11 protein-coding genes are annotated in these 10429 nt (G+C 64.6%); all 11 read left to right on the forward strand.

The window, feature by feature from the left end:
- Positions 1 to 164: 164 nt before the first annotated feature.
- Positions 165 to 905, forward strand: coding sequence for an ATP-binding cassette domain-containing protein (locus AC1D05_RS08335; protein WP_477439905.1), 741 nt, complete (start codon positions 165 to 167; stop codon positions 903 to 905).
- A 36-nt stretch (positions 906 to 941) separates the two neighbouring features.
- Positions 942 to 1940, forward strand: a complete 999-nt coding sequence (locus tag AC1D05_RS08340) for an ABC transporter permease (protein ID WP_477439907.1) — start codon at positions 942 to 944, stop codon at positions 1938 to 1940.
- A gap of 203 nt (positions 1941 to 2143) precedes the next feature.
- Positions 2144 to 2971, forward strand: a complete 828-nt coding sequence (locus AC1D05_RS08345; protein ID WP_477439909.1) for a helix-turn-helix domain-containing protein — start codon at positions 2144 to 2146, stop codon at positions 2969 to 2971.
- A 120-nt stretch (positions 2972 to 3091) separates the two neighbouring features.
- A complete protein-coding gene (locus AC1D05_RS08350; RefSeq protein ID WP_477439911.1) occupies positions 3092 to 3535 on the forward strand; it encodes an SRPBCC family protein in 444 nt (147 codons plus the stop codon).
- 11 nt (positions 3536 to 3546) lie between these two features.
- The gene (locus tag AC1D05_RS08355) at positions 3547 to 4341 is read left to right on the forward strand and encodes an FAD binding domain-containing protein (RefSeq protein WP_477439913.1); all 795 of its coding nucleotides are present in this window, start codon (positions 3547 to 3549) and stop codon (positions 4339 to 4341) included.
- Positions 4342 to 4402: 61 nt separating this feature from the next.
- Complete coding sequence (locus tag AC1D05_RS08360; RefSeq protein WP_477439915.1) at positions 4403 to 4885, forward strand: (2Fe-2S)-binding protein; 483 nt, start codon at positions 4403 to 4405, stop codon at positions 4883 to 4885.
- Between the two features lie 11 nt (positions 4886 to 4896).
- Positions 4897 to 6264: a xanthine dehydrogenase family protein molybdopterin-binding subunit gene (locus AC1D05_RS08365; protein WP_477439916.1), complete on the forward strand. Its 1368-nt coding sequence runs from the start codon at positions 4897 to 4899 to the stop codon at positions 6262 to 6264.
- A 1-nt stretch (position 6265) separates the two neighbouring features.
- Positions 6266 to 7270 carry a xanthine dehydrogenase family protein molybdopterin-binding subunit gene (locus AC1D05_RS08370; protein ID WP_477439918.1) on the forward strand — a complete coding sequence of 335 codons (1005 nt, stop codon included), beginning with the start codon at positions 6266 to 6268 and terminating at the stop codon, positions 7268 to 7270.
- A gap of 8 nt (positions 7271 to 7278) precedes the next feature.
- On the forward strand, positions 7279 to 8160 hold the full coding sequence (locus tag AC1D05_RS08375; protein ID WP_477439920.1) for an AAA family ATPase: 882 nt from the start codon (positions 7279 to 7281) through the stop codon (positions 8158 to 8160).
- Between the two features lie 5 nt (positions 8161 to 8165).
- On the forward strand, positions 8166 to 9284 hold the full coding sequence (locus AC1D05_RS08380; RefSeq protein ID WP_477439965.1) for a vWA domain-containing protein: 1119 nt from the start codon (positions 8166 to 8168) through the stop codon (positions 9282 to 9284).
- Entirely contained in the window at positions 9284 to 10171 is an 888-nt protein-coding gene (locus AC1D05_RS08385) for an amidohydrolase family protein (protein WP_477439922.1), read from the forward strand. The genes AC1D05_RS08380 and AC1D05_RS08385 overlap by 1 nt, the downstream gene beginning before the upstream one ends.
- Positions 10172 to 10429 lie beyond the last annotated feature (258 nt).

Below are 10429 nucleotides of genomic sequence, written 5' to 3' on the forward strand. Positions count from 1 at the left end.
ATTCGTCTGACAAATACCTGTTTCTTGTCGATCCGACAATTGACGCCTGCTCGGGCATTCGCGTAAATGCCGGTCAACGTTGCTTCCGGGAGGAATGGGGAGCACGATGTAAGCGCTGCGACCTGGAACAGGCTGGCAGCAAGGCATGGGGAGGCTATAGGCCGGTGGCGGTTCTCGAACTCACCAATATCTCTAAGCATTTCGGCGCGATCCAGGCGGTCAACGACGTATCGTTGTCGATCGAGCCCGGCCAGGTCGTCGGCCTGATGGGCGACAATGGCGCGGGCAAGTCGACGCTGGTCAAGATGATCGCCGGCAATTTCCACGCGAGCCATGGCACCATGCGCATGGACGGCAAGGAATTGATCCTGAACAAGCCGGCGGAAGCTCGCCAGCACGGCATCGAGATCGTCCACCAGGATCTTGCGCTCTGCAACAATCTGACGGCCGCCGCCAACGTCTATCTCGGCCGCGAGCTGCGGCGCGGCGTCGGCCCATTCCGCATCCTGGACTATGCCGCCATGTACAAGCGGGCCGGCCAGCTCTTTGCCGAATTGAAGTCCGAGACCCGTCCGCGCGATCTCGTCAAGCAGATGTCGGGCGGCCAGCGCCAGGCGGTGGCGATCGCCCGCACCATGCTGTCGCAGGCCAAGATCGTGCTGATGGACGAACCGACGGCGGCGATCTCGGTCAGGCAGGTCGCCGAAGTGCTCAACCTGATCCGCCATCTGCGCGACCAGGGCATCGCGGTTGTTCTGATCAGCCACCGCATGCCCGACGTGTTCGACGTCGCCGACCGCGTCATCGTCATGCGGCGCGGTCGCAAGGTGGCCGACAAGACGATTGCGTCGAGCTCGCCCGTTGAAGTCACCGGGCTGATCACCGGCGCCATCGAACAGGTTTGATTTTCAAGCGTTTTCTCTATGGGGTAAAGGTCGACGATGGCACTGACAATTGACCAGCCGATCGTGCAGAAGCAGCAATCCTTGCTGACAAGGATGTTCGCCAGCCAGACCTTCTGGGTGGTGATCGCCGTCATCCTCGCCTGCCTGTTCCTGTCGTTTGCCACCGACGCCTTCGCCACCTCGAAGAACCTCTACAACATCACCCGCAATGTCACCTTCGTCGCTATCATCGCGCTTGGCATGACCTTCGTCATCATCACCGGCGGCATCGACCTGTCGGTTGGTTCGGTGCTGTGCCTGTCGTCGATGGTGCTGGCCGTCACCATGCATGCCGGCTATTCGATCGAAATCGGCATCCTGGCCTCGATCGGCACCGCGCTCGCCATTGGCGCCTTCAACGGCATTTTGATCGCCTATATCGGCTTTCCGCCCTTCGTCGTCACGCTTGGCATGCTGTCGATCGCCCGCAGCCTGGCCATGGTCGCGTCCAACAACACCGTCGTCTTCCAGTTCGGCCCGGACCACAACAAGCTTCTGGCACTCGGCGGTGGGGCCTGGGTGTTCGGCATTGCCAATCCGGTGCTCTACACCATCGTTCTGGCGCTTATCACCGGCTTTACCCTGCGCTGGACCAAGTTCGGCCGCCACATCTTTGCCATTGGCGGCAATGAGCACGCGGCAACGCTGACCGGCGTCCCGGTGAAGCAGATCAAGGTCGCGGTCTACATGATCTCGGCGCTGGCGGCCGGCATTGCCGGCATCATCCAGACCGGCTGGCTGGGTGCGGTCACCACCAATCTCGGCACCGGCATGGAGCTGCAGGTCATCGCCGCCACCGTCATCGGCGGCGCCAATCTGGCCGGCGGCGTCGGCACCGCCTTCGGCGCCATTGTCGGTGCTGCCCTCATCGAGGTGATCCGCAACAGCCTTGGCCTGCTTGGCATCAACGCCTTCTGGCAAGGCGTCTTCATCGGCGGCGCCATCCTGCTTGCCGTGCTGTTCGACCGCATCCGCAACTTCCGCCGCAGCGATTGACGCGCTTTCCTTCTCCCCCAGGGGAGCAGAAAAGGACGCCAAGCGCTATTCGTTCCGGTTCCTATCGCTCAGTCTGAAAATCAGCTGAAGTGGCCCACCCTGGCTACCCGCCAACAGCCTATGCCTTGACGGAGACCGGAAACCGGCCGCACAATCCTCGATGCAGGCGAAGGGAGGCCAGTCGCCTGCGGGAGGTTATACCCATGACGGACGCGATCAGGCTCTACTGGGGCCGGTTCGGACATGTTTCTGTCCTGAATGTCGCAAGCGACTTCGTCACCCATGCCCATGTCGAGGCACATCTGATCATCTGGCTCGAAGGCACCGCCGGCGAGATGACCATCGGCCGCGAGACGGTCCGGCTCGGACCCTGCACCGCCGCCGGCATCAATTCCTTCCAGCCGCACAGCCACGTCCTGTCGCAGAACGGCAGGTCAGGCCTGTTCCTCGCCTTCTACATCGATCCTGACTGGGCGCGCCGCCGCCGCGACCTGCCCTCCTCCGCGCCGCTGTTTACGCAGGCGGCGATCACGCTGGAGCCCTGGCTGCACCAGGCCGCCGCCAGCCTGCTCGACCATCTGACCGACAATGAAAGCGTCGACGATGTCGCCAATTACGAGATCGAGCGCTTCATCGATTCGGTGCTCGACGCAGCCGATGCCTCAGCACCGCACGAGGCGCGCATCCGCATCAACACCATGCAGGATTTCCGCGTCCGCAAGGCAATCCAGCTGATGAAGGCCAATGTCTGCGAGCGCATCTCCTTCGACGACGTGGCGCGCAGCGTCGGCCTGTCGCGGCCGCATTTCTTCGCGCTGTTCAAGGAACAGACCAATCTGACGCCAAATGTCTACTGGAACACGCTGCGCATGGAGGAAGCGGTGCGGCAGTTGCAGTGGTCGCAGGAGCCGCTGATTTCGGTCGCCTGCAATCTCGGCTTCACCACGCAAGGCAATTTCTCGCGCTTCTTCCGCGACCATGTCGGCGTGCCGCCGACGCTCTACCGCGAGGCCGCGCGGGCGAACGCCTGAGCCGGCCTGCCGAGCCCGCTTTTTCAGACTCCTTGATACGTGCACAAGACGCTTTGATAAGCGTCGCCCTGACCGGCGCCCTACCCTTGCCGAGCTGTCGCATTCGCAAGGGAACGTCCTATGGCAAAAGTCACCATCTCCAGCGTCATCGACGCACCGGTCGAAAAGGTCTGGGCGCGCATACGCGACTTCAACGGCCTGCCGGGCTGGCATCCGCGCATGGTCGAAAGCCATATCGAAGACGGCAAGGACGCCGGCACCATCGGCTGCGTGCGCAATTTCAAGCTCGCCAGCGGCGCACGCATCCGTGAAAAGCTGCTCGACTTCTCCGATGAGAACTTTCTCGTCAGCTATTCCATCCTGGAGACGCCGCAGCCGCTCACCAACCACAAGGCAACGCTGCAATTGCGCCGCGTCACCGATGGCGACCGCACCTATGCCGAATGGACCGCGAGCTTCGATGCCGCGCCCGGAGAAGCCGACAAGATCGCCGCGGGCATGGGCGCCAACGTCTTCCAGGGCGGCTTCAATGCCCTGAAGAGCCATTTTGCCGGCCAGAGCTGAGGGAGCGGGCCATGGCGCTGGCACTGCAGACTTTCGCAACGGTGAAGGACGCCAACGCGGCGTTGAAAGCCCAGGGCACGCGCTATCTCGGCGGCGGCACGCTGGTCGTCCGCGCGGCCAATGAAGGCGATGTTTCGGTCTCCGGCCTTGTCAGGTCGACCGATCCGGCTTTGTCGGCCATCTCGGTTGCCGGCGGCAAGGTCCGCATCGGCGCCTCGGTGACGATGGCGGCGATCGCCCGTCATCCGGATCTTGGCGCGCTCGCCAAGGCCGCGCGCGCCGTCGGCGGTCCGGCGATCCGCAACATGGCGACTGTCGGCGGCAACCTGTTCGCGCCGGCACCCTATGGCGACTTCGCCGTTGCCTTGCTGGCGCTCGATGCCACGATCGGCACCGAGGACGGAGAGACACCGATCGGTACCTTCCTGGCCGGGCGGGACGGCAGCCGTGCCATCGTCACCTCAGTCAGCTTCACGCTGCCCAGGGCGGACAGCTTCCGCTTCCTGAAAGTGTCGCGGGTCAAGCCCAAGGGCGTCTCGGTGCTCAGCATCGCCGCGGTTCTGGAACAGGCTGCCGACGGCACCGTCTCTTCGGCGCGGATCGCGCTCGGCTGCTTGGCCGATCGGCCGATGCGTGCCAGGGCGGCGGAAAAGGCGCTCAAGGGAAAGTCGCTGGACCAGAACGGCATCGCGGCAGCGCTGGCCGCCGCCACCGAAGGCATCGCGCCCATTACCGATCCGATCGCCAGCGCCTGGTATCGCGCTGAAGTCCTGCCGGTCCATCTCGGCCGGCTGCTGCTGACCTGAATTCACCCGTTGGGGGGCGCGCGTCTGTCCGATCCGTCGGGCAGGCGCGCAAGGAGGAAACATGGCGAAGGTCCCGGTTCAATTCACGCTCAACGGCTCCGAGAAAGCCGAATTCATCGACAGCGGCACGACACTGCTCAACGCCTTGCGCGACAAGGTCGGCGACACCTCGCCGAAGGGCGGCTGCCATCAGGGCACTTGCGGCGCCTGCTCCGTCATCATCGACGGTGAGCTCCGGCTGTCCTGCCTGACGCTGGCCGAGACCTGCAACGGAACAACAATCACCACCACGTCGGGACTGTCGGAAAGTGGCGTCCTGCATCCGCTGCAGCGCGCCTTTCTTGATGCCTTCGCCACGCAATGCGGCTTCTGCACGCCGGGCATGATCATGGCTGCCAAGGTGCTGCTCGACCACACGCCCAACCCCAGCCGCGACGAGGTGGTGGAAGCGCTGTCGGGCAACATCTGCCGCTGCACCGGCTACGAGCCGATCATCCAGGCGGTGCTCATTGCCGCCCGTGCCAATTCGCAGAACGCGGCCTGAGGGGAAGCAACATGGAACTGCGGAAAAACTACTTCGCCGATGTCCGCAAGGACGATCTGCACGAGATCGGCCAGCCCCGGCCCCGCTCGGATTCACCCGGCCATGTCACCGGCAAGACCGCCTTTTTCGCCGACCGCAACTTTCCCGGCATGCTGCACCTGAAGATGGTGCGCAGCCCGCACCACCACGCCCGCATCCGCTCGATCGACACGTCCGAAGCCGAAAAGCATCCGGGCGTCGTCAAGGTGCTGACCGCCAAGGATGTGCCGCACAACGTCTACACCATCCTGATCCTGATCCAGATCGGGCCGGAGGACGAGACAGTGCTGGCCGACGGCAAGGTGCGCTGGATGGGCGAGGCCGTGGTGGCGGTGCTGGCCGAAACCGAGCGCGCCGCGCAGGAAGCCGGCGCCAAGGTCAAGGTCGACTACGAGGTGCTGCCGGCCGTCTTCGACATGGAGGAAGCGCTGAAACCCGGCGCGCCGCTGGTCAACGAGTATCACGGCCAGAACTATTATCTCTATGACAGCGGCGAGTGCCGCAAAGTGCGTTTTGGTGATGTCGAGTCAGGCTTCGCCGGCGCTGACCACATCCTTGAGCAGAGCTATCAGTCCTCGCCGATCGAGCATGCGCCGACCGAGACCACGGGCTGTGTGGTGGCGCCCGAGGGCAATGACCGCTTCACCTGCTACACCAACACGCAGGCGATGTTCTTCACCCTCGACAACGCCTCGATCATCTTGCAGATTCCGGGCAGCAAGTTGCATTTCGTCGGCGGCACCGTTGGCGGCGGCTTTGGCGGCAAGGTCGACGTCATCGTCGAGCCGATCGCCATCCTCGGCGCCAAGCTCACCGGCCGCCCGGTGTCCTTCATCTACAGCCGCGAGGAGGAGATGCAGATCTCGTCGCCCCGCGCCGCCGAAAAGGTCGTCATCAAGGACGGGGTGATGAAGGACGGCCGCATCATCGCGCGCAAGGTCACCGGCTACACCGATGCTGGCGCCTACTCCCGCCATTCGCCCTATGGCGCGCAGAAGGGTGCCGGGCACTATCCCGGCCCCTATACCATCCCCAATGTCTGGATCGACACCTACTGCGTCTACACCAACCGCACACCGTCGTCGGCCATGCGTGGCTTCGGCGTCACCATCGGCGACTTCGCGCTGGAGGTGCAGATGGACAAGCTGGCGCGGCTGATCGGCATGGACCCGCTCGAATTCCGCTTCATCAACGCCTATCGCGACGGCGACATGAAGGCGCATCGCCAACCGACCGAGGGGGCAGCGCTGATCGAATGCATGCAGGAAGCCTCGCGCGCCGCCAATTGGCCGGTGGCGGAGAAGTACATGGCGATGTCCTCCTACAAGAACGGAGCGTGAGATGGCGATCAGGCGCGGACGCGGCGTTGCCGCCATCAACTACCCCACGGGCATGAACCTCGGCGGCGACCCGACCCAGGCGCTGGTCCATTCGACACCAACCGGCAATTTCATGGTGACTTTGTCCTCGGTCGATCTCGGCCAGGGCATGAAGCAGATCATGGCGCAGATCTGCGCCGAGACGATCGGCGTGCCGACCGAACGCGTCGTCGTCGACACCGCCGACACCGACACAGGTCCGCACTGCATGGGCACATTTGCTTCGCGCGGCACGCACCGTGCCGGCAATGCTGTCATCCAGGCGGCGAAGGAAGCCCGCCAGGTGATGCTGGAAGTGGCGGCGGAAGAGCTGGAGGTCAACGCATCCGACCTCGAGACCGACGGCCAGGGCAACATACTGGTCAAGGGCGCGCCGCAAAAGTCGATCTCGATCTTCGACGTTGCTTTGTCGGCGCATTTCAAGCGCGGCCGCTCGATTTCGGGTCGCGGCATGTTCCTGATCCCGCGCTCCTACCCGGAAAAAGAGACCGGCGCGATGAAGCCGTCGACCTGCTACGCGCATGCCTGCACGGTGGCCGAGGTCGAGGTCGACGATGAGACCGGCGAGGTCACCGTGCTGACGGTGAAGAACGTCTTCGAGATCGGCCGTGCGCTGAACCCTAAAATGGTCGAGCAGCAGCTGGTCGGCGGTTCCTGGATGGGCATCAGCCACGCGCTCTACGAGACGACCGAGCCCTACTACCCCAACCGCGACCATGGCGGCACCGACTTCAACCAATATCTGATGCCGGGTCCGGGCGATCTCGCCGAGACGGAGATCATCGTGCTGGAGCGGCCCTCGGCGGATGGGCCTTACGGCGCCAAGGGGCCAGGCGAAATGTGCGCCAATCCGCAAATCCCGGCCGTCGCCAACGCCGTCTTCGACGCCGTCGGCGTGCGCATCGACACGCTGCCGATCACGCCCGAGCGCATCCTGCGCGCGCTCAAGGCACAAGCGGCGAATTGAGAGACGAGATGTCCGGAGTGAATGCAGAGACTGTCGCGACCTCGCCGGAGGCGGTGGCGCAGCATCTCGCCGCCTCGCGCTATCTGGCTGATAACAGCCTGGCCACCGCCATCTTCCTGGCCATCCGGCTCGGCAAGCCGCTGCTGCTCGAAGGCGCGCCGGGCGTCGGCAAGACGGAAGCGGCCAAGGCGATCGCCGAACTGCTCGGCCGCGATCTGGTGCGGCTGCAATGCTATGAAGGCATCGATGCCGCACACGCGCTCTACGAATGGAACTACCAGCGCCAGCTGCTCGCCATCCGCCATGCCGGCGAACACGAAATCGACATCTATGACGACCGTTTTCTCATCGCCCGGCCGCTGCTGCAGGTGCTACGCGCACCGGAGCAGCGCGTGCTGCTGGTCGACGAGATCGACCGTTCGGACCATGAGTTCGAAGCGCTGCTTCTGGAATTCCTCTCCGATTTCCAGATCAGCATTCCCGAGCGCGGCACCATCCGCGCCACCGCCCAGCCAATCGTCATCCTGACCTCGAACCGCACCCGCGAGCTCGCCGAAGCTCTGCGGCGGCGCTGCGTTTACCACTGGATCGGCTATCCCGATGCCGAGCGCGAAGCCGCCATCATCATGCTGCGCGCCGGCGATGTCGCCGAGGCCACCGCGCGCGCCGTGGCGTCAGCCGTGCAGACCATCCGCGCCCGGCCGCTGGCCAAGCCGCCCGGTATCGCCGAAGCGGTCGAATGGGCCAATGCCGCCACCATCCTCGAAAAAGGCGGCAGTCCCTGGCCCGAAGCCTTCCGCCGTGCCATCGGCGTGTTGATCAAGGATGAGGAGGATTTATCCTATATCGCGCCTGAGCTTGGCCGCATCGTCGGGGAGGCGCTGGCGTGAGCGCGCTGCCTCGTGCTGCCGCACCCTTCCTCGACTTCGGCCGATTGCTGCGCCGCTACGGCTTCGCCATCGCCCCCGAACAAGTCTCCGGCTTCATGCAGGCGGTGACGCTGCTCGGACCGCGCTCGATGGCCGACATCCGCGAGGCCGCGCTCGCCACCTTGGCGCCGCCGCCCGACCGCCGCGATGAATTCGAAGCGCACTTCCAGAGCCATTTCTACGGCAACACTTCAGCCGTGGTCGAAGGCGACGCCGACGAGGAAACCCGCATCAAGGATGATGGCGGCGCCGACGACGAGCGGATTGAAGCCGAGCACAGCCAGGAAGGCGGCGAACTGTCCTCGGCCCTGGAGCAGTTGAGCAGCCGCGATTTCCAGCGCGACGACGACAGGCTGACCGCCTTCCGCCGCAAGCTGTCTACCGCCCTGCCCGCCCGCCGCTCCTTCCGCACCGTGCGCACCCATTCGCGCGGCAAGCTCGACCTGCGCCGCTCGCTGCGCGAAATCGTCAGCGCCGACGGCGACGTGCCCTCGCCGCTGCTGCGCCGCCGCCAAACGGTACCGCGCAAGCTGCTGCTGCTGATCGATGTCTCCGGCTCGATGAAGCTGCACACGGCGGACTATCTCAAGCTGGCGCATGCCGCCGTGCAAGGCGCGGACCGCGCCGAGATCTTCACCTTCGGCACCCGGCTGACCCGCATCACCGCGGCCCTGCGCATTCGCGACCGCGATCAGGCGCTGGCACGCGCCGCCGCCCAGGTCGACGACTGGGACGGTGGCACCCGCATGGGACCGACACTGCTCGCTTTCCTCTCCGTGCCGCGCTTTTCGTCCTTCGCGCGCGGTGCCGCGGTCGTCATCCTGTCCGATGCGCTGGAGCGCGGCGACCATGGCGAGCTGGAGACGGCGATGCGAAGGCTGAGTGCCCGCGCCTTCCGGCTGTCGCTGGCGACACCCTTGGCCGGCGACCAGCGTTTCCGCCCGGCCACCGCAGCGCTTCGCGCCATCCTGCCTGACCTGGACGATCTGGTCGACGGCTCCTCGCTCGCCGGCCTCACCGATTTCATCCTGTCGCTCGCCCGCCCCGCCCCGGCGGCATCGACAATCTGGAAAAGAGCTTCGTGATGCAGAAAGCCATCGACGCACATTTCCACATCTGGCGCCAGCAGGATCAGCCCTGGTTGGTCGGGCCGATGGTACCGCGCATCTTCGGCCCTTACGAGCCGATCCGCCGCGACTACCCGATCGGAGAATTCCTCGAAGACCAGAACGGATCAGGCGTCGAGAAGGCCGTCTATGTCCAGACCAACTGGGCGAAGGAGGATTTCGAGAAGGAAGTCGCCTTCCTGCAGAAGACGGCTGACGAGACCGGCTGGCCGCATGCCATCGTTGGCTATGCCGACATGACGGTCGACGATGTCAGGCCACAGATCGACCGGCTGATGAAATACAGACTGCTGCGCGGCGTGCGCATGCAACTGCACTGGCACGAGACGCCGGCCTTCCGCTTTGCCGCCTCTGCCGACCAGGCCATCGATCCCAAGGTGCGCGCCAATGTGGCGCGGCTGAAGGATTATGGCCTGTCCTTCGACCTGCAGCTCTTCCCCGCCCAGATGAAGGACGGGCTGACGCTGGTCGGTGAAAATCCGCAAACCAACTTCATCCTCACCCATGCCGGCATGCTGACCGGCATGGAACCGGAAACCACCGAAGCCTGGAAGGCCGGCCTGCGCACGCTGTCGGCGGCGCCAAACTTCTACGCCAAGCTGTCGGGCCTCGGCACCTTCGTCCACCGCAACGATCCGGCGCTGATCGCCTACATCGTCGACAACGCGATCGATATTCTGGGCCCGGACCATCTGATGTTCGGCTCGAACTTCCCGATCGAGAAGCTCTGGACCAGCCACGCCGAGCTGATCAAGGCGCACCGCGCGGCGGCGGCGAAGCACGGCGCGGCCACCGAGGCCGATATTTTCTGGAATACGGCCGAGCGGGTTTACAGGCCGGTGTAGCGCTCTCTTCCCTTCTCCCCCTTGTTTGGACCGGTGACATCGCGAACAGGTGTGCGAGGACATCGCGAACAGTTTTGCGCTTTTTGCGCGAGGGGGTTCGGGATGCCATTCGAGGACAGAAGCGCTATGAGACAGAAGGAAGAGTTCGTGCGCCTGGCGCTAGCGCCTGGGGCGAATGTGAGCCTTTTGTGCCGGCGCTTCGGTATCGGCCGGACCTGTGGCCACAAGTTGCTTTCGCGCTATCGGATCGAGGGCGAG

This window comes from Mesorhizobium sp. P2_E9 (assembly GCF_056403815.1).

Excerpts from the sequence above, each read along its gene's own strand:
- AC1D05_RS08355 (WP_477439913.1), top strand. The coding sequence starts at position 3,547 with ATGGCGCTGGCACTGCAGACTTTCGCAACGGTGAAGGACGCCAACGCG.
- AC1D05_RS08350 (WP_477439911.1), top strand. The coding sequence starts at position 3,092 with ATGGCAAAAGTCACCATCTCCAGCGTCATCGACGCACCGGTCGAAAAG.
- AC1D05_RS08370 (WP_477439918.1), top strand. The coding sequence starts at position 6,266 with ATGGCGATCAGGCGCGGACGCGGCGTTGCCGCCATCAACTACCCCACG.
- AC1D05_RS08345 (WP_477439909.1), top strand. The coding sequence starts at position 2,144 with ATGACGGACGCGATCAGGCTCTACTGGGGCCGGTTCGGACATGTTTCT.
- AC1D05_RS08375 (WP_477439920.1), top strand. The coding sequence starts at position 7,279 with ATGTCCGGAGTGAATGCAGAGACTGTCGCGACCTCGCCGGAGGCGGTG.
- AC1D05_RS08385 (WP_477439922.1), top strand. The coding sequence starts at position 9,284 with ATGCAGAAAGCCATCGACGCACATTTCCACATCTGGCGCCAGCAGGAT.
- AC1D05_RS08365 (WP_477439916.1), top strand. The coding sequence starts at position 4,897 with ATGGAACTGCGGAAAAACTACTTCGCCGATGTCCGCAAGGACGATCTG.
- AC1D05_RS08360 (WP_477439915.1), top strand. The coding sequence starts at position 4,403 with ATGGCGAAGGTCCCGGTTCAATTCACGCTCAACGGCTCCGAGAAAGCC.
- AC1D05_RS08340 (WP_477439907.1), top strand. The coding sequence starts at position 942 with ATGGCACTGACAATTGACCAGCCGATCGTGCAGAAGCAGCAATCCTTG.